This is a genomic window from Pseudomonas putida, assembly GCF_005080685.1.
Taxonomy (GTDB): Bacteria; Pseudomonadota; Gammaproteobacteria; order Pseudomonadales; family Pseudomonadaceae; genus Aquipseudomonas; species Aquipseudomonas putida_V.
This window is the reverse complement of sequence record NZ_CP039371.1, coordinates 4,587,507-4,606,228: the sequence shown is the minus strand read 5'-3', so window position 1 is coordinate 4,606,228 and position 18,722 is coordinate 4,587,507. Positions and strand designations below refer to the sequence as shown.

Genomic DNA, 18,722 nt, shown 5'->3' with positions numbered 1-18,722 from the left:
CGCCCGGCCAGTTGCCGGGCTGCACCCAATGACCCAATCGAGGTATACCCCATGATGAAAGGTGGCATGGCCGGCCTGATGAAGCAGGCCCAGCAGATGCAGGAAAAGATGGCCAAGATGCAGGAAGAGCTGGCCAACGCCGAAGTGACCGGCCAAGCGGGTGGTGGCCTGGTCAGCGTGGTGATGACCGGTCGCCACGACGTCAAGCGCGTCAGCATCGACCAGAGCCTGATGTCGACCGACGAAGACGACAAGGAAGTGCTGGAAGACCTGATCGCCGCCGCCCTCAACGACGCGGTACGCAAGGTCGAGCAAAACAGCCAGGACAAGATGGGCAGCATGACCGCCGGCATGCAACTGCCGCCTGGTTTCAAGATGCCGTTCTAAGGCATTTGCAATGTTAAAGGCCGCCGCTGGGTTCCAGTGGCGGCTTTTTTATGCGCGGTTATTTAATTTGAATGTTTGATCAATAAACCGTGTCAGCTTTCATTCGAGAGTTCGACCGAGCGTCGATGGGCTGCGTAAGTTGCCGCTTCAACCAGTTCACGAAGTTTCGCTTGAGTTTCGAAAACATCGATTGCGGCTGCAGTGGTCCCGTTTGGTGAAGTTACCGCAATCCGCAAGTCGGTGAAATTGGCATGCGGTTGATGTTGCAACGTTGCTGCGCCGAACGCTGTTTGTGCCGCCAGGTCGCGCGCCAGTTGCGGATCCAGGCCCAGCTTGATACCGGCTTCTGCCAGTGCCTCGCTGAACAGGTGATAGTAGGCTGGTCCGCTGCCGCTGATGGCGGTGACGGCATCCAGCAACCCTTCCTCGGCGACCCAATAGGCGCTGCCCACCGCTTCGAACAAACCGCTGATGATGGCCCTGCGCGCTGTGTCCAGTCGCTCGCTGGCGTACAGCCCGGTGCACCCTGCGCCGACCAGGACGGGAGTATTAGGCATGGCCCGCACCACCGGGCTGCGCTGGCCGACGGCATTGCTCAAGGTGCGCTCTGTAACCCCTGCTGCCACGGAGACCACGACGGCCTGGCTGCATTGCCGGTCGTTCAGGCCGGCCAGGGCGGCGCTGGCGTAGGCGGGCTTCACCGCCAGGACGATCAGGTCGAAGGCCCGCTCGGCCGGCACCTCTTCCAGGTGGGCGTAGCGGCGTTGCTCAGGGTCTGGCGTGAGGCCGGGGTCGACGATATTCAAGTGGCTGACCAGCCCGCCGCGCAGCCAGGCGTCGCCTAGTGCGCCTCCCATGCGCCCATAACCAATAAAAAGCACGTTCATTGCTGCCTCGGTGTGTTTGTTGTTGTGTCGCTTTTTAGATTAAGGGCTTTTTCGGGGAAGGTGCAACCAGGGGCAACTTATAAAACGATGGGGCGTTCGCTGAAACCGTTAAGCAATTAAATGACTAGTTGGTCACGCCGCACCATTTTGGTGATGCCAGGGTTTTCTGTCTTGTATATGAATCGAAACAGGGCAATTTCAGGCTATTTTGAAAATATTTGAAGATTAATCGTTTAATCTAGGTTGCACCTTTTTTTGAAACTTGAATAAGATCCGCTCGACACGGTGCAACCCGGTTGCTCTTTTGCGCCAATTCACCCTGTGCTCGCCGACATAACATCAAAAAAACGGAGACTCGAATGACGCCGTCCAGTGCAACCCCTCCTGCAAACCAGGGGCGTGGCCGAGCCTTGGTCGCCAGCCTTACCGGCAGCTCGATCGAATGGTTCGACTATTTCCTCTACGGCACCGCCGCCGCCTTGGTATTCAACAAGCTGTTCTTCCCCACGTTCGACCCGGTTGTCGGCCTGCTGCTGGCCTACCTGTCGTTCTCCCTGACTTTCTTCGTGCGGCCAATCGGCGGGGTGCTGTTCGCCCATATCGGTGACCGCATCGGGCGCAAGAAAACCCTGGTCATCACCTTGTCGCTGATGGGGGGTGCAACCGTGCTCATCGGCTGCTTGCCGACCTACGAGCACATTGGTGTGTGGGCGCCGGTGCTGCTGATCACCCTGCGGGTGATCCAGGGGCTGGGCATCGGTGGCGAGTGGGGTGGCGCGCTACTGCTGGCCTACGAATATGCCCCGGCCAAACGCAAGGGCCTGTTCGGCAGCGTGCCGCAGGTCGGTGTGACCCTCGGCATGCTGCTGGCGACCATGGCGGTGAGCCTGATGGCCCTGCTGCCCGACGAGCAGTTCATGAGCTGGGGCTGGCGTGTGCCGTTCTTGCTCAGTGCCGGCCTGGTATTCCTCGGCCTGTGGATCCGCCATGGTCTGGACGAAACCCCGGACTTCAAGAAAGCCAAGGAAACCGGCAACGTCGCCAAGATGCCGCTGGTCGAGACGCTGCGCGACCACTGGCGCGAAGTGTTGATCGCCGCGGGCCTGAAAGTGGTCGAGACGGCGCCGTTCTATATCTTCTCCACCTTCGTCGTCAGCTACGCGGTGAGCACCCTGGGCTACGACAAGGTCAGCACCCTGAATGCCGTGATGGTCGGCGCGGCGGTCGCTTCGCTGATGATCCCGCTGATGGGGTGGCTGTCGGACAAGGTTGGGCGCAAGACCGTTTACATCGTCGGCATCCTGGCCATCGCAGCGTTCGTCGTGCCGTATTTCATGCTGCTCGATACCCGTACCAGCTGGGGGCTGCTGCTGGCCACGGTGATCGCCTTCGGCGTGCTCTGGGCACCGGTCACCGCAGTGCTCGGCACCATGAGTTCGGAGATCTTCTCCACCCGCGTGCGCTACACCGGCATCACCCTGGGTTACCAACTGGGGGCTGCATTGGCTGGCGGCACCGCGCCGCTGATCGCCACCTTCCTGCTCAGCCGTTACAACGGCAGCTGGCAGCCGGTTGCCATGTACTTGCTAGGCACCGTGCTGATTTCGTTGATCGCCGTACTGGCCGTGCGCTCGCCCAAGACGGGCGAGCAGGGCGCGGTGGTACGCGGCGCCGTCAAGTCGCAATGAGTTGAGCGCATCGGGGCCTGATCAGGCCCCGATTGCCATCTGCTGTTCGCTTCAAGCTATCCGCTTCACATCAACCGTTTCACAACAACCGCTTCGTACGGGTGGCATACGCCTCGCCTGGGGAAGCGTTCGTCCTGGATTCGAGTGCAATAACCATAACAGCAACACTTGGGAGACGAGAGCAATGAGAAAAACGTTACTGGCGATGGCTGTGGGGAGCACCGCGCTGGCAACACAGGCCCAGATGGCGCAGGCCACGGGCTTCATCGAGGACAGCAGCGCCAGGCTCGACCTGCGCAACTTCTACTACAACCACGACTACCGCGACGTCGACAAGGACAGCGTGCGCGAATGGGGGCAGGCATTCGTGCTCAACGTTCAGTCGGGCTACACGCCCGGCACGATCGGCGTGGGGGTCGACGCGATCGCAACCGTGGGGGTCAAGCTCGATGCCCCGGGGCAGGGTTCGGTATTTCCCGAGAATACCGACAGCAAAGGGCGCGCCGAAGCCGCCGACGCGTTCAGCCGGGGAGGGCTGACGGGCAAGCTGAAGGTCGCCAAGACCGAGGCCCGCTACGGCATCCTGCAGCCCAAGTTGCCAATCCTCACCAGCAACGACGCACGCTTGCTACCGCAGCTGTTCGAGGGCGGCATCATCACCTCCAACGACATCGACGGTCTGACCTTGACGGCGGGGCAGATCGAGCACGTGGTCGGGCGCATGTCGAGCAACTTCACCGGCATGGCCGTGGCGGGCGGGCAAGCGCAAAGCAACACGTTCCTGTTCGCCGGCGGCGACTACAAGGGGATCAAGGACCTGACCCTGCAGTACTACTACGCCAACCTCGAGGATTACTACAAGCAGAACTTCTTCGGCTTGCTGCACAGCCTGCCGCTGGCGCCAGGACAGGTGCTCAAGTCCGACTTGCGCTACTTCCGCACCGGCAGCGATGGGGCCAACGCCAGCGGCAAGGCCGGCTATCGCACCTCGGGTTATACCCGTGGTGGCGATGGCGAGATCGACAACAACACCTGGAGCGCCATGTTCACCTATGGCGTCGGTGGGCATGCCTTCAGCCTGGGCTACCAGGAGGTTTCCGATGGCAGCAACTTCGTCCAGCTCAATCAGGGCAGCCTGCCCGGCGAAGGGGCTGGCGGCACCACCCTGTACCTGATCACCGACCGCCTGACCGCCAGCTTCAACTATGCTGGCGAGCGCACCGTGCTGGGCCAGTACGTGTACGACTTCGCTGCCGTGGGCGTGCCTGGGCTCAACCTCAACCTGGCCTACCTCAAGGGTGACCAGATCAAGGTCGCCGGGGCAGCGGATGCCAAGGAGTGGGAGCGTGACCTGGTGCTGAGCTATGTCATCCAGGGCGGGCCGCTGAAGAACCTCGGCTTCGCCTGGCGCAACTCCATGCTGCGCAGCGAAGTGGGCGGTGATGCCGATCACAACCGCCTGACCGTCAGCTACTCCTTGCCGATCTGGTGATGCCTGGGCGTCGCCATGGACAACCGCCCGCGGCGACGCCTGCTTGACAAGGAACGGTTGCCGGAGCGAGTGGGTCAACAGTCTCGACGGGTCGGTGGTTTCCGGCTATGAAGTGGGAGATTTGACGCTGCCCGCCCACGCCGGTATAAACCGGCTCTCATTGATATGTCAGGCCTTCCCCATGAGCTTCAGCCCCCTCATCCGCCAGCTGATCGACGCCCTGCGCACCCTTCCGGGCGTCGGCCAGAAAACCGCCCAGCGCATGGCCTTGCAGCTGCTCGAGCGTGACCGCAGCGGCGGCCTGCGCCTGGCCCAGGCCTTGAGCCAAGCCATGGAAGGGGTGGGCCACTGTCGCCAGTGCCGGACCCTGACCGAGCAGGAGCTGTGCCCGCAGTGCGCCGACGTGCGTCGCGACGACAGCCAGCTGTGCGTGGTGGAGGGGCCGATGGACGTGTATGCGGTGGAACAGACCGGTTATCGCGGTCGTTACTTCGTGCTCAAGGGGCATCTGTCGCCGCTGGACGGCCTGGGCCCGGATGCGATCGGGATCCCGCAACTGATGGCGCGGATCGAGGAGCAGGGCACCTTCACCGAAGTGATTCTGGCTACCAACCCGACGGTGGAGGGGGAGGCCACTGCGCATTACATTGCCCAGTTGCTGGCCGAGAAGGGCCTGGTGGCCTCGCGTATCGCCCATGGTGTGCCGCTGGGCGGCGAACTGGAGCTGGTCGACGGTGGTACGCTGGCGCATGCCTTTGCCGGGCGCAAGCCGATCGCGTTGTAATGTTGGAGCCGCTGCGGCCCATTCGCGGGCAAGCCCGCTCCCACCGGTCTTGCGCAGCTTTCAATCATTACGCAGTACCTGTGGGAGCGGGCTTGCCCGCGAATGGGCTGCAGGGCAGCCCCGCAGCGACTCAGTATTCGCTCAGGGAAAACTCGGTCAGGCAGAAGGTCGGCACCCCAGTCGCCTGCAGCCGGCGCGAGCCTTCCAGCTCGGGCAGGTCGATGATCGCCGCCGCTTCGAACACCTGCGCCCCGGTGCGGCGCACCAGGTTGACCGCGGCCAGCAAGGTCCCGCCGGTGGCGATCAGGTCATCGAAGATCAGCACCGAGTCGCCTTCGCACAGGCTGTCGGCATGCACTTCCAGAAACGCCTCGCCGTATTCGGTCTGATAGCCTTCCGAGAGTACGTCGGCAGGCAGCTTGCCCTGTTTGCGGAACAGGATGAGCGGCTTGTTCAACTGGTGGGCGATGATCGAGCCGATCAGAAAGCCCCGTGCATCCATGGCGCCGATGTGGCTGAACTCGGCTTCGACATAGCGCTCGATGAACTGGTCGGCCACATAGCGCAGCCCACGCGGCGATTGGAACAGCGGGGTGATGTCGCGGAAGATCACGCCCGGCTTGGGGAAGTCCACTACCGGGCGGATGAGGGCTTTGAGGTCGAAGGCGTCGCTGTGCATTGTCGCGGGTATCCTGGAAAAACGAATGCGCCAGTATACCCTGTCCCGGCGGACTCAGGCGTCCATCGCGCCACCGGCCAGCGCGCACAGCTGGATCGGGTCGAGGATATGCACTTCCTTGCCTTCGGCACTGATCAGGCCGTTTTGCTGGAAGCGGGTGAACACCCGCGACACGGTTTCCACCGCCAGGCCCAGGTAGTTGCCGATCTCGTTACGCGACATGCTCAAGCGGAACTGGTTGGCCGAGTAGCCACGAGCGCGGAAGCGCGCCGAGAGGTTGACCAGGAAGGTGGCGATCCGTTCGTCGGCGGTTTTTTTCGACAACAGCAGCATCATCTGCTGGTCGTCGCGGATCTCGCGGCTCATCACTCGCATCAGCTGACGACGCAGTTGTGGCAGTTGGACCGAGAGTTCGTCGAGGCGCTCGAAGGGGATTTCGCAGACCGACGTGGTTTCCTGGGCCTGGGCCGATACCGGGTAGGCCTCGGTATCCATGCCCGACAACCCGACCAGCTCGCTGGGCAGGTGGAAGCCGGTGATTTGCTCTTCGCCGCTGTCGCTCAGGCTGAAGGTCTTCAGGGCGCCGGAGCGTACGGCGTAGACCGAGCCGAAATTGTCGCCCTGGCGGAACAGGAACTCGCCTTTTTTCAGCGGTCGTCCGCGTTTGACGATCTCATCCAGTGCATCCATGTCTTCCAGATTGAGCGAAAGAGGCAGGCACAGTGGAGCCAGGCTGCAATCCTTGCAGTGGGCCTGGTTGTGTGCGCGCAGTTTGACTGGCTCAGACATTTGAATCGATCCTTGTGAAAAACACACATAGGCCGTAAGGGTAACCTACGGCAAGGGTCAGAGGCCAGCTTGCGCGATTGTGCCGCGGCCTGGCCGTGCCCCGGCGGGTGTCTCGCCGAAGCGGTTTGCCTGCCCATAGTGTGCCTGACAAGGCGTATTGTCCATGTGGTTATTCGTCTCGGTCTCAGATCACCCGCGAAAAGCGCTGGCGGTTCTGTAGGGCCAGGTAGGCGTCGAACAGCATGCACACCGAGCGGGCCAGCAGGCGGCCGGCCGGCAGAATGCGGATGCCCTGGGCATCGAGGTTGATCAGGCCGTCACGCTGCATGCTTTGCAGTTGCGGCCACAACTCGCTGAAGTAACCGCGAAAATCGACGTTGAAGGCCTGCTCGATGGGCTCGAAATCCAGCTCGAAGTGGCAGATCAACTGCTGGATCACCGCGCGCCGCAGGCGGTCGTCGTCGTTGCACAGCAGGCCGCGCTGGGTGGCCAGTTGGCCGTTGGCGAGCGCTTCCTGGTAGGTGTTGAGGTCGCTGCTGTTCTGGCAGTACAGGTCGCCGATCTGGCTGATTGCCGAGACGCCCAGGCCGATCAGGTCGCAGTGGCCATGGGTGGTGTAGCCCTGGAAATTGCGCTGCAGGGTGCCTTCCTCCTGGGCCACGGCCAATTCGTCGTCGGGTAGGGCGAAGTGGTCCATGCCGATGTAGCGGTAGCCGGCGGCGGTGAGCTGCTCGATGGTGTTGTGCAGCATCTCCAGCTTGGCCGCCGGTGCTGGCAGGTCATTGCTGTCGATGCGCCGTTGCGGCATGAAGCGCTCGGGCAGGTGCGCATAGTTGAAAACCGACAGACGGTCGGGTTGCAGGCGGATCACCTCGTCGACAGTGCGTGCGAAGCCTTCCACGGTCTGCTTCGGCAGGCCATAGATCAGGTCGAGGTTCACCGAGCGGTACTGCAGGGTACGCGCCGCTTCGATCAGCGTGCGGGTTTGCTCCAGGCTTTGCAGGCGGTTGACCGCGCGCTGTACCGCCGGGTCGAGGTCCTGCACGCCCAGGCTGACGCGGTTGAATCCCAGTTCGCGGAGCAGGCCCATGGTGGGCCAGTCGGCCTCGCGCGGGTCGAGCTCGATACCATAGTCGCCCGAGTCGTCATCCAGCAGGTTGAAGTGGCGGCGCAGGCTCGCCATCAGTTGGCGCAGCTCGGCGTGGCTGAGGAATGTCGGCGTACCGCCGCCGAAGTGCAGTTGTTCGACGCGTTGGAGCGGATCGAGGTGGCAGGCGATCATCTGGATCTCCTGCTCCAGACGCTGCAGGTAGGGCGCGGCACGGCCTCGGTCCTTGGTGATGACCTTGTTGCAGGCGCAGTAGTAGCAGATGTTGGCGCAGAACGGCACGTGCAGGTACAGCGACAGGGGGCGCACCGCTCGGCGGCTCTCGCGCAGGGCGTGGAGCAGGTCGAACGAGCCCACCTGGCTGTGCAACTGCACGGCGGTCGGATATGAGGTGTAGCGTGGGCCGGCCGAATCGTATCGACGAATCAGGTCGGCATCCCAACGTAGGTCGTCGAGCATGGTGGCGGTCCCCGGAAAGAGATGCTGTGTCCGGAGTCTAGGGCTGGCGGTGACAGGCCGTGTTGACTTGTATCAAGGGCTAACGGCGGGTCGGGCGGCCTCCATCAGTGTCCCATCAACCAATGCTGATGCGGCCCAGGCAGGGTCCAGAGGCCGAACAGGATCACCAGCATCCCGCCGGCTACCCGCACGCTGCGCCGGCGCAACAGCGTGCTCACCCGTTCTGCCGCCAGCCCCGTGGCCAGCAGCACCGGCCAGGTGCCCAGGCCGAAGGCCAGCATCAGGGCCGCAGCATGCCCCGCATTGCCCTGGCTGGCGGCCCAGAGCAACGTGCTGTACACCAGCCCGCAGGGCAGCCAGCCCCACAGTGCGCCCAGCAGCAGTGCCCGGGGCATGCTGGACACCGGCAGCAGGCGCGTGGCCACCGGTTGGATGTGTCGCCACAGCCCCTTGCCCAATGCCTCGATACGGGTCAGCCCGCTCCACCAGCCTGCCAGGTACAGGCCCATGGCGATCAGCAGTAGCGCCGCCACTATCCGCAATGCCATTGCCGCGGGGCTGCTGGCCACGGCCCAGCCGGCAAGGCCCAGCAACAGGCCGGCACAGGCGTAGCTGAGGATGCGGCCCAGGTTGTACGCCAGCAGCAGGCGCAGGCGGCGGCTGCGCTGTTCGGGTGGGATGGCCAGGGTCAGCGCGCTCATCAGGCCGCCGCACATGCCCAGGCAGTGGCCGCCGCCGAGCAGGCCGAGGATCAGTGCCGAGCCGAGCAGGGGGAGCAGGTCAGGCACGGGGTGTGGGTTCCTGGTCTTCTGGTTCTGCAGGCTCGGGCTTCACGGCGGCTTGATGGCGCGGATCCTGGTCGTCGAACAGGATGCTGTGGGCGGGGCTGTCGAGGTCGTCGTACTGACCGCTGTCCACTGCCCAGAAGAAGATGTACACGGCCACCCCGACGAGCAGCAGGGCAGCCGGAATCATCACATAGAGCGCGGGCATGGCGTGTTCCTTCCAGGCAGCGGTGTTTCGCTCGACAGCGGCGCCGGGCCGGCCGGCAGGCGGGTCAGGCGCAGGGCATTGAGCACCACGATCAGCGAGCTGACCGACATGCCGATCGCCGCCCACACCGGGGTGATCCAGCCGAGCGCGGCGAACGGCAACATGAGGCCATTATACAAGGTCGCCCACAGCAGGTTCTCGAGGATGTTGCGGCGCGTGCGTCGGGCCAGGTCGAAGGCTTGCGCCAGGGCCTGCAGGCGGTTGGACAGCAGTACTGCGTCGGCGCTGGTCTTGGCGAGGTCGGTGGCGCTGCCCATGGCCACGCTGATGTCGGCGGCAGCCAGCACCGGTACGTCATTGACCCCGTCGCCGAGCATCAGCACGGTGTGCCCCTCGGCCTGCAACGCCTTGAGTCGCTCGAGCTTGTCGTCCGGGCGCAAGCCGCCAATGGCCTGGTCGATGCCCAGCTGTGCAGCCACTTCGGCGACCATCGGCGAGCTGTCGCCGGACAGCAACAGGGTGCGCCAGCCGCGTGCCTTGCAGGCCGCCAGCAGCGCAGGGGCATCCTCGCGTAGCCGGTCGTCCAGGCCGAACCAGGCCAGCGGGCCGCGCGCGTCCCCCAGCAGCAGCCACTGGCCACGGTGTTCCGGCAGGGGAGGTGGAGTGGCGCCGCTCAGCGCGCAGACGAACGTCGCCTGGCCAATGCGCAGCTGCAGGTCATCCACCTGGCCTTCCAGGCCCAGGCCCGGCACGTTGCGCACGGCTTCGGCGGGCAGGGTGGCCTGGCCGAAGGCCCGCGCGATAGGGTGCTCGGAGCGCTTCTCCAAGGCTGCGGCCAGCGCCAGGCAGCGCTCGGCGGGCAAGGCGCCGAGGGGGTGGATGGTGCGCAGGGCCAGGCGCCCCTCGGTGAGGGTGCCGGTCTTGTCGAAGATCACCGTGTCGATCTGGTTGAGGCCTTCCAGTACGTGGCCACGGGTCACCAGCAAGCCGAGTTTGTGCAAGGTGCCGGTGGCAGCAGTCAGGGCGGTGGGGGTGGCCAGCGACAAGGCGCAAGGGCAGGTCGCCACCAGCATCGCCAGAACGATCCAGAACGCCCGCGCCGGCTCCAGGTACCACCACCACAGTCCGATGGCCACGGCCGCCACCAAGCTGAACAACAGGAACCATTGCGCGGCGCGATCGGCGATCTGCGCCAGCCGTGGTTTTTCCGTCTGGGCGCGTTCGAGCAGGCGCACGATGGCCGACAACCGTGAGTCCTGGCCGAGCGCCTGGACTTCGATATCCAGCGTGCTTTCCACGTTCAAGGTGCCGCCTGTGACCTGTTCGCCAGCCTCGCGGGGCAGGGGCAGGTATTCGCCGGTCAGCAGCGACTCGTCGACACTGGAGCGGCCCTCGACGATACGGCCATCGGCCGGGATCACCGCGCCGGGCAGCACGCGTACGGTGTCGCCGCGCTGCAGTTCGCGCAGCAGGATGCGTTCGGCGCTGCCGTTGCCGTCCAGGCGCAGGCACGAGGCTGGCAACAGATTGACCAGCTGCGCGGTGGCCGCTGCGGTGCGCTCGCGGGCGCGGCGCTCCAGGTAGCGGCCGGTGAGCAGGAACAGCGCGAACATGCCGACGGTGTCGAAGTACAGCTCGCCGCTGCCGCTGATGGCGGTCCAGATCCCGGCGCCAAAGGCCAGGGCGATGGCCAGGGACACCGACACGTCCATGGTCAGGTGGCGTGTGCGCAGGTCGCGTGCGGCGCCCTTGAAGATCGGCGCGCAGCTGTAGAACACGATCGGAATCGTCAGAAACAGCGCCACCCAGCGCAGGATGGTGTGCAGCTCTGGCGAAAGGTCGATGTTGAATTCCGGCCAGGTGGCCATGGTCGCCATCATCGCCTGGAACCACAGCAACCCGGCAACGCCTAGGCGGCGCAAGGCGCTGCGGTTCTCCTGGGCCAACTGTTCGGCAGCCTGGTCGGGCTGGTAGGGGTGGGCGGCGTAGCCGATCTGGCGCAGCTCGGCCAGCAGCGTCGACAGGGGCAGCTGGCGGTCGTCCCAGTTCAGGAAAAGGCGGTGGTTGGACAGGTTGAGTCGCGCTTCGGCGACCCCGGGCAGATTGCGCAGGTGTTTCTCGATCAGCCAGCCACAGGCGGCGCAACTGATACCTTCGACCAGCAAGGTGGCTTCGGCCAGGTCGTCTGCATGGCGCACGAAGGCCTGTTGCACGTCGCTGCGGTCGTACAGTGCCAGTTCGTCCTGCAGTTGCCGCGGCAACGCCTCGGGGTTGGCGCTGCTGTCGCTGCGGTGCTGGTAGTAATGCTCCAGGCCACCGGCGACGATGGCTTCGGCCACCGCCTGGCAGCCTGGGCAGCAGAACGCGCGGGGCTCGCCGAGCACCACGGCGGTGAAGTGGCTACCGGCCGGAACGGGCAGGGCGCAGTGGTAGCAGGGCGTGGGCTGGGTCATCTTGGAGCGGTCTTATAGTGTGAGATCGTCGGGGCAGCTTGGCAGCCCTTTCGCGACACAAGGCCGCTCCCACAGGAATATGCGATTTCCTGGGGGAGCGGCCTTGTGTCGCGAAAGGGGCGCCAAGCGCCCCCATGCATGGCAGAGATCATTACTGGTGCTCGGCACCTTGCAGCGCTTCATCGCCCAATTGCAAGGCCAGGCCATGCTCGACCTTTTCTTCCTCGAACAACCGCCACACATGATCGTCCTGGCTGCCTAGCAGTTCGACGAAGCGCCGCCCCTCGACCTTGTCATCCAGTTGCCCGACATAGCGCCCGGCGCCGACACGGCTCAGCGACACCTTGCGATCGCGCTCCGGCTGGGTCGGCGAGATCAGGTTCAACTCCAGGCTCTGCGGGTCGCTGTTGCCGGTCAGGCGCACGTCCACTTCACCGGTCAGCTCGTCGAGGTGCACGCTGGCCTTGAGGTTGAGGGTCTGGGCCAGCAGCTCGCGGTCCAGCGAGCGGTTGATGCCCTTGCCGGCCTCGTAGTAGTTGTCGTTGACCAGGTTGTCCGGGTTGCGCACGGCGATGCTGACCATGGTCAGGCTCAGGCACACCGAGGTGGTCAGGATGCCGATGATGATCCAGGGCCAGAGGTGCTTGTACCAAGGGCTGGCGGCGGTGGCAGCAGGCATTGTGCTTGTTCTCTCTCAGCGGATCTGTGGGCCGATGAAGCGGCTCTTGGCTTCGACCTGGCTGTCGCCGTCGTCGGCGCTCTTGAGGATGAAGGTGATTTCGTTGGTGGTCGAGGGCAGTTTCTCGGGGGCGACCGACAACTGCACCGGCAGGCTGACGATATCGCCGGCGGCCACGCTGATCTCGCGCTGGCCCTCCAGGCGCAGGTCCGGCAGGCCCGCGGCATCGAGCACGTAGACGTGGTCGCGCTGGTCCTTGTTCATCACCTTGAGGCTGTACACGTTCTCGATCCGTCCCTGGGCGTTCTCGCGGTACAGCACCCGGTCCTTGCTGACGTCGAAGCCGACCAGCGAGCGGGTGGCGAACGCCGTGGCCAGGGCGCCGATCATCACCAGCAGCACCACCGCGTAGCCGATCAGGCGTGGGCGCAGCATGTGGGTCTTCTGCCCGGACAGGTTGTGCTCGGTGGTGTAGCTGATCAACCCGCGTGGGTAGTTCATCTTGTCCATGATGCTGTCGCAGGCATCGATGCAGGCCGCGCAGCCGATGCACTCGATCTGCAGGCCGTCGCGGATGTCGATGCCGGTCGGGCAGACCTGCACGCACATGGTGCAGTCGATGCAGTCGCCCAGGCCCTTGGCCTTGTAGTCGACGTCTTTCTTGCGCGGGCCACGGGTCTCGCCACGGCGCGGGTCGTAGGAAACGATCAGGGTGTCCTTGTCGAACATCACGCTCTGGAAGCGGGCGTACGGGCACATGTACACGCACACCTGCTCGCGCAGCCAGCCGGCATTGCCGTAGGTGGCCAGGGTGAAGAATCCGACCCAGAAGTAGGCCCAGCCATCGGCCTGGCCGGTGAAGAATTCGCTGGCCAGTTCCCGGATGGGCGAGAAGTAGCCGACGAAGGTCATGCCGGTGACGAAGCCGATCAGCAGCCACAAGCTGTGCTTGGCCAGCTTGCGCAGGAACTTGTTGCCGCTCATGGGGGCTCTGTCGAGCTTCATGCGTTGGTTGCGGTCACCCTCGGTGACCTTTTCGCACCACATGAAAATCCATGTCCAGACGCTCTGTGGGCAGGTGTAGCCGCACCACACGCGGCCGGCATAGACCGTGACGAAAAACAGGCCGAAGGCAGCGACGATGAGAATGCCCGACAGCAGGATGAAGTCCTGCGGCCAGATGGTCGCGCCAAAGATGTAGAACTTGCGCTCGGGCAGGTTCCACCAGACTGCCTGGTGACCACCCCAGTTCAGCCACACGGTGCCGAAGTACAGCAGGAACAGGAACGCCCCGCCAACCATGCGCAGCCTGCGGAACAGGCCGGTGAAGGCGCGGGTGTAGATTTTTTCCCGGGCGGCGTAGAGGTCGACGGAATCCTTCCCTTTGCTGGCAGGCGGGGTGACATCATGTACCGGAATTTGCTTGCTCATCATCAAGTCCCACGGCAGTGGAAAAACGCCGCGGCCAGTGCTTGCCGGCCGTGGTCTCGCGCGTGCTGCTGGCGCTCTGCGGTCCATGATACGCCGGTGATGGCACCGCGGGGTGAGGCTGCGACCTTTAGTCGCGTTGGGTTGGTGGCGTGAGTCGTGTTATGGCGGGTGTCAATTGATCCAGGTCAGCTTGTGCGGTTTTTACCGACCCCTTCGCGGGCAAGCCCGCTCCTAAATGTAGGAGCGGGCTTGCCGCGAACGGGCCAGGCCTGCCTTACTCAGCCTTGGCCGGTTCCGCCTGATGCGACAGGCTGTAGACGTAAGCGGCCAGCAGATGCACCTTGTCGTTGCCCTGCAGTTGCTCCTGGGCCGGCATCTGGCCCTGGCGGCCATAGCGGATGGTCTGTTGCAGCTGGGCGAAGCTCGATCCGTAGATGAACGCCTGCGGGTGGGTCAGGTCGGGTGCGCCCATGGCCGGCGTACCTTTGCCCTCAGGCCCGTGACAAGCCACGCAGTTGGCGGCGAAGATCTTCTGGCCGTTTTCGGCATCGGCCTTGACGCCTTCGGGCAGGGCCGGTTGTCGAGTTTAGCGATCACGAACGCGGCCACGTCGGCCACGCCCTGTTCGCCGATCACCTCGGCCCAGGCCGGCATCACGCCATGGCGACCGCCCATGATGGTGGTCTTGATGGTTTCCGGCTCGCCGCCCCAGCGCCAGTCGTTGTCGGTCAGGTTGGGGAAGCCGTAGGCGCCCCTGGCGTCGGAGCCGTGGCACACCGAGCAGTTGGAGGCGAACAGCCGTGCGCCCATCTTCAGTGCCTGCGGGTCCTTGGCCACGTCCTCGATGGGCATGGCGGCGAACTTGGCGAAGATCGGCCCGAAGCGGGCGTCGGCCTTGGCCATTTCCTTTTCCCACTCGTGCACGCCGGTCCAGCCGGGCTGGCCGTTGCTGAACTCGGTCTGCTTGTCGTTATCCAGGTAGCTGTAGCCTGGCAGCACGCCTTTCCAGTTGCCCAGGCCCGGGTACAGCACGAGGTAACCGAGGGCGAAGATGATGGTTCCGACGAACAGCCAGAACCACCATTTGGGCAGGGGGTTGTCGTATTCCTCGATGCCATCGAAGGCGTGGCCGACGGTTTCGTCGGTGACCTCGTCGCGCTGGCCCTTGCGGGTCGACAGCAGCAGCCAGGTCAGCGAGAAGATGGTGCCCAGGGTCAGGACGGTGACGTACAGACTCCAGAAGGTTGTCATTGTTGTTTGCTCCCAGAAGCTTTTGCTTGCGCTTGCTCGACGTGCCGGGTGGCCTCGGGGTCATCCGCGAAGGGTAGCTGGGTGGCTTCGTCGAAGTCCTTCTTGCGCCGTGGGTTGAACACCCACACGGCCAGGCCGACGAAGGCCACCATCACCACGACGGTGCCCAGGCCGCGAATCATCCCGATATCCATCAGCGTCACCGTTTGCTCTTGATGATGGTGCCAAGACCTTGCAGGTACGCGACCAGGGCGTCCATCTCGGTCTTGCCCTTGACCGCGTCGCGGGCGCCGGCGATGTCCTCGTCGGTGTACGGCACGCCGAGGGTACGCAGCACGTCCATCTTCTTCGCGGTGTCCTTGCCGTCGAGCTTGTTCTCCACCAGCCACGGGTAGGACGGCATCTTCGATTCCGGCACCACGTTGCGCGGGTTGTACAGGTGCGCGCGGTGCCAGTCGTCGGAGTAGCGCCCGCCGACCCGTGCCAGGTCCGGGCCGGTGCGCTTGGAGCCCCACAGGAACGGGTGGTCCCAGACGCTTTCGCCGGCGACCGAGTAGTGGCCGTAGCGCTCGGTTTCGGCGCGGAACGGGCGGATCATCTGCGAGTGGCAGCCGACGCAGCCTTCGCGGATGTAGATGTCGCGCCCTTCGAGCTCGAGCGCGGTACGCGGCTTCATGCCCTCGACCGGTTTGTTGGTCACGTCCTGGAAGAACAGCGGGACGATCTGGGTCAGGCCACCGATACTCACGGCGATGACCATGAAGAAGGCCAGCAGGCCTATGTTCTTCTCGACGGCTTCATGCTTCATCAGTGCGCTCCCACGACGACGATCTTGGCGGCTTCCTCGGCCTGTACCGGATTGGCGGCACGGACGGTACGCAGCACGTTGTAGGCCATCAGCAGCATGCCGGAGGCGAAGAACGCACCGCCGAGGGCGCGGACGATGTAGCCAGGGTGGCTGGCTTGCAGGGCTTCGACGAAGGAGTAGGTGAGCGTGCCGTCATCGTTGATGGCGCGCCACATCAGGCCTTGGGTGATGCCGTTGACCCACATCGAGGCGATGTACAGCACGGTGCCGATGGTCGCGAGCCAGAAGTGCGCGTTGATCAGGCCCACGCTGTGCATCTGCGCGCGGCCATACAGGCGCGGGATCATGTGGTAGACGGCGCCGATGGAAATCATCGCCACCCAGCCGAGGGCACCGGCATGCACGTGGCCGATGGTCCAGTCGGTATAGTGCGACAGCGAGTTCACCGTCTTGATGGCCATCATCGGGCCTTCGAAGGTGGACATCCCGTAGAACGCCAGCGACACCACCAAAAAGCGCAGGATCGGGTCGGTGCGCAGTTTGTGCCAGGCACCGGAGAGGGTCATCATGCCGTTGATCATGCCGCCCCAGCTCGGTGCCAGGAGGATGATCGACATCACCATGCCCAGCGACTGCGCCCAGTCCGGCAGGGCGGTGTAGTGCAGGTGGTGGGGCCCCGCCCAGATGTACAGGGTGATCAAGGCCCAGAAGTGGACGATCGACAGGCGATAGGAGTAGATCGGCCGTTCGGCCTGCTTGGGCACGAAGTAGTACATCATGCCCAGGAAGCCGGTGGTGAGGAAGAAGCCCACGGCGTTGTGGCCATACCACCACTGGATCATCGCGTCGGTGGCGCCGGCGTAGGCCGAATAGGACTTGAACAGGCTAACCGGCAGCGAGATGTGGTTGACGATGTGCAGCATCGCCGTGACCAGGATGAAGGCACCGTAGAACCAGTTGCCGACATAGATGTGCTTGGTCTTGCGCTTGACGATGGTGCCGAAGAACACCAGCGCGTAGGTGACCCAGACGATGGCCAGGAGGATCGCCAGCGGCCATTCCAGCTCGGCGTACTCCTTGGTGGTGGTGTAGCCCATCGGCAAGGTGATCAGCGCGCCGACGATCACTGCCTGCCAACCCCAGAAGGTGAAGGCGGCCATGCTGTCGGAGATCAGCCGGGTCTGGCAGGTTCGCTGCACCACGTAGTAGCTGGTGGCGAACAGCGCACAGCCCCCGAAGGCGAAGATCACCAAATTGGTGTGCAGTGGGCGCAGGCGACCGAAGCTGGTCCATGGCAGGTCCAGGTTCAGTTGGGGCCAGACCAGTTGCGAGGCGATGTAGACGCCGAGGCCCATGCCCAGTATCCCCCAGACCACCGTCATGATGGCGAACTGGCGGACGACCCTATAGTTATAAGCGGTCGGACTGATTACAGTGCTCATTCTAAGGTTCCACGGTTTTGGTATTCTTGTTGGGACGAGGCGAGTGTACACAAATAAAGGCTTGTAATGTGTACCGTTTTTCGCCTTTTTCTGATCGATCGGTCAAGCTTTTTCTGCCGGCGGCGTCAGGCCATACGCCGCGTCTGCTTCGCCCATTGGAAGCGCAGCCGCTGTGGCAACAAGCTTAGTTCCGTTCGGAGGGGGTGCAAGGAAGGAGGTATAGCGGGGAAAAGGGGCCGCAAGGCGGCCCCTGGATGTTGCGGGGGATCGTTACTGGGAAGTGGCGCTGCCTTGCGACAGGCTGTACACGTACGCTGCCAACAAATGCACCTTGTCGTTGCCCTGGATGTCGGCCTGGGCTGGCATCTGGCCCTGGCGACCGTAGCGGATGGTCTGTTGCAACTGGGCGAAGTTCGAGCCGTAGATGAACGCCTGCGGGTGGGTCAGGTCCGGTGCGCCCATGGCCGGTGTGCCCTTGCCTTCAGGCCCGTGGCAGGCCACGCAGTTGGCGGCGAAGATCTTCTCGCCGTTCTCGGCATCGGCCTTGGCGCCTTCTGGCAGGCGGCGGTCATCGAGCTTGCTGACCACGAACGCGGCCACATCGGCGACGCCCTGCTCGCCGATCACCTCGGCCCAGGCCGGCATCACGCCATGGCGCCCGTTCATGATCGAGGCCTTGATGGTCTCGGGCTCGCCGCCCCAGCGCCAGTCGTGGTCGGTCAGGTTGGGGAAGCCATAGGCGCCCTTGGCGTCGGAGCCGTGGCACACCGAGCAGTTGGAGGCGAACAGGCGGCTGCCCATCTTCAGTGCCTGCGGGTCCTTGGCCACTTCTTCAACGGGCATGGCGGCATACCTGGCGAAGATCGGTCCGAACTTGGCGTCGGCCTTGTCCATCTCCTTTTGCCACTCGTTGGCCCCGGTCCAGCCGTTCTCGTAGCCAGGCAGGATGCCCTTCCAGTTGCCCAGGCCGGGGTACAGCACCAGGTAGCCGGCGCCGAACACCAGGGTGCCGACGAACAGCCAGAACCACCAGCGCGGCAGTGGGTTGTCGTATTCCTCGATGCCATCGAAGCTGTGGCCCATGGTCTGGTCGGTGGTGTTCTTGCTCTGGCCCTTGCGGGTCGAGAGCAACAGCCACGCCAGGCCGATCAGGCTGCCGATGGTCAGTACGCTGATATAGGTACTCCAGAAGGTGGTCATTGCCGATTCTTCCTCATGGCAGGTTCTTGCCCGGCAGGGGGCAGGCGGTCGTCGACGAAGGGCAGCAAGCGTGCTTCGGCGAAGTCACGATCGCGGCGGCGGTTGAAGACCCACAGCGTCAGGCCGATGAAGGCGACCAGCACCACCAGGGTGCCCAGCCCGCGGATCATGCCGATGTCCAGTTCCATCGCA

General features: G+C 64.1%; 18 protein-coding genes and 1 pseudogene. 4 read left to right on the top strand and 15 right to left on the bottom strand.

The genetic code is table 11. The features are described 5' to 3' along the window. The first annotated feature begins 51 nt into the window (after positions 1–51). Positions 52–387 (top strand): YbaB/EbfC family nucleoid-associated protein, encoded by a 336-nt coding sequence (locus tag E6B08_RS21295; protein ID WP_054899968.1) that lies wholly within the window; start codon positions 52–54, stop codon positions 385–387. A 92-nt stretch (positions 388–479) separates the two neighbouring features. Here E6B08_RS21295 and proC read toward each other — a convergent pair whose 3' ends face one another. Then, positions 480–1,274, bottom strand: coding sequence for a pyrroline-5-carboxylate reductase (gene proC, locus E6B08_RS21290; protein WP_136915824.1), 795 nt, complete (start codon positions 1,272–1,274; stop codon positions 480–482). A 359-nt stretch (positions 1,275–1,633) separates the two neighbouring features. Between proC and E6B08_RS21285 the strand changes: the two genes are divergently transcribed. The 3 genes from E6B08_RS21285 to recR all read left to right on the top strand — a co-directional run bounded on the left by E6B08_RS21285 (position 1,634) and on the right by recR (position 5,238). After that, a complete protein-coding gene (locus tag E6B08_RS21285) occupies positions 1,634–2,962 on the top strand; it encodes an MFS transporter (RefSeq protein WP_136915823.1) in 1,329 nt (442 codons plus the stop codon). Positions 2,963–3,146: 184 nt separating this feature from the next. Then, complete coding sequence (locus E6B08_RS21280; protein ID WP_136915822.1) at positions 3,147–4,454, top strand: OprD family porin; 1,308 nt, start codon at positions 3,147–3,149, stop codon at positions 4,452–4,454. 181 nt (positions 4,455–4,635) lie between these two features. Then, positions 4,636–5,238 (top strand): recombination mediator RecR, encoded by a 603-nt coding sequence (recR, locus tag E6B08_RS21275; protein ID WP_136915821.1) that lies wholly within the window; start codon positions 4,636–4,638, stop codon positions 5,236–5,238. A 130-nt stretch (positions 5,239–5,368) separates the two neighbouring features. Here recR and E6B08_RS21265 read toward each other — a convergent pair whose 3' ends face one another. From E6B08_RS21265 to E6B08_RS21200, 14 genes and pseudogenes are all read right to left on the bottom strand, one after another. Then, on the bottom strand, positions 5,369–5,917 hold the full coding sequence (locus E6B08_RS21265; protein WP_136915820.1) for an adenine phosphoribosyltransferase: 549 nt from the start codon (positions 5,915–5,917) through the stop codon (positions 5,369–5,371). A gap of 54 nt (positions 5,918–5,971) precedes the next feature. Then, complete coding sequence (gene fnrA, locus E6B08_RS21260; protein ID WP_136915819.1) at positions 5,972–6,706, bottom strand: Crp/Fnr family transcriptional regulator FnrA; 735 nt, start codon at positions 6,704–6,706, stop codon at positions 5,972–5,974. A 184-nt stretch (positions 6,707–6,890) separates the two neighbouring features. Beyond that, positions 6,891–8,273 carry an oxygen-independent coproporphyrinogen III oxidase gene (hemN, locus tag E6B08_RS21255; RefSeq protein WP_136915818.1) on the bottom strand — a complete coding sequence of 461 codons (1,383 nt, stop codon included), beginning with the start codon at positions 8,271–8,273 and terminating at the stop codon, positions 6,891–6,893. Between the two features lie 104 nt (positions 8,274–8,377). Next, on the bottom strand, positions 8,378–9,061 hold the full coding sequence (locus tag E6B08_RS21250; RefSeq protein WP_136915817.1) for a sulfite exporter TauE/SafE family protein: 684 nt from the start codon (positions 9,059–9,061) through the stop codon (positions 8,378–8,380). Then, a complete protein-coding gene (gene ccoS, locus E6B08_RS21245) occupies positions 9,054–9,266 on the bottom strand; it encodes a cbb3-type cytochrome oxidase assembly protein CcoS (protein WP_136915816.1) in 213 nt (70 codons plus the stop codon). Before ccoS ends, E6B08_RS21250 begins: the two co-directional genes overlap by 8 nt. Next, positions 9,248–11,719 carry a heavy metal translocating P-type ATPase gene (locus E6B08_RS21240; protein WP_136915815.1) on the bottom strand — a complete coding sequence of 824 codons (2,472 nt, stop codon included), beginning with the start codon at positions 11,717–11,719 and terminating at the stop codon, positions 9,248–9,250. Before E6B08_RS21240 ends, ccoS begins: the two co-directional genes overlap by 19 nt. 151 nt (positions 11,720–11,870) lie before the next feature. Beyond that, complete coding sequence (locus tag E6B08_RS21235) at positions 11,871–12,398, bottom strand: FixH family protein (RefSeq protein WP_136915814.1); 528 nt, start codon at positions 12,396–12,398, stop codon at positions 11,871–11,873. A gap of 15 nt (positions 12,399–12,413) precedes the next feature. Beyond that, on the bottom strand, positions 12,414–13,829 hold the full coding sequence (ccoG, locus tag E6B08_RS21230; protein ID WP_136915813.1) for a cytochrome c oxidase accessory protein CcoG: 1,416 nt from the start codon (positions 13,827–13,829) through the stop codon (positions 12,414–12,416). A 274-nt stretch (positions 13,830–14,103) separates the two neighbouring features. Next, positions 14,104–15,080 (bottom strand): annotated as a pseudogene (gene ccoP / locus E6B08_RS21225) (cytochrome-c oxidase, cbb3-type subunit III). Further along, on the bottom strand, positions 15,077–15,274 hold the full coding sequence (locus E6B08_RS21220) for a cbb3-type cytochrome oxidase subunit 3 (protein WP_136915812.1): 198 nt from the start codon (positions 15,272–15,274) through the stop codon (positions 15,077–15,079). Before E6B08_RS21220 ends, ccoP (E6B08_RS21225) begins: the two are co-directional and overlap by 4 nt. A gap of 5 nt (positions 15,275–15,279) precedes the next feature. After that, positions 15,280–15,888, bottom strand: a complete 609-nt coding sequence (gene ccoO / locus E6B08_RS21215) for a cytochrome-c oxidase, cbb3-type subunit II (protein ID WP_136915811.1) — start codon at positions 15,886–15,888, stop codon at positions 15,280–15,282. Then, complete coding sequence (ccoN, locus tag E6B08_RS21210; RefSeq protein WP_136915810.1) at positions 15,888–17,330, bottom strand: cytochrome-c oxidase, cbb3-type subunit I; 1,443 nt, start codon at positions 17,328–17,330, stop codon at positions 15,888–15,890. The genes ccoO and ccoN overlap by 1 nt, the downstream gene beginning before the upstream one ends. A 270-nt stretch (positions 17,331–17,600) precedes the next feature. Further along, a complete protein-coding gene (ccoP, locus tag E6B08_RS21205) occupies positions 17,601–18,530 on the bottom strand; it encodes a cytochrome-c oxidase, cbb3-type subunit III (protein ID WP_136915809.1) in 930 nt (309 codons plus the stop codon). Further along, the gene (locus E6B08_RS21200) at positions 18,527–18,718 is read right to left on the bottom strand and encodes a cbb3-type cytochrome oxidase subunit 3 (RefSeq protein WP_136915808.1); all 192 of its coding nucleotides are present in this window, start codon (positions 18,716–18,718) and stop codon (positions 18,527–18,529) included. The genes ccoP (E6B08_RS21205) and E6B08_RS21200 overlap by 4 nt, the downstream gene beginning before the upstream one ends. Positions 18,719–18,722 lie beyond the last annotated feature (4 nt).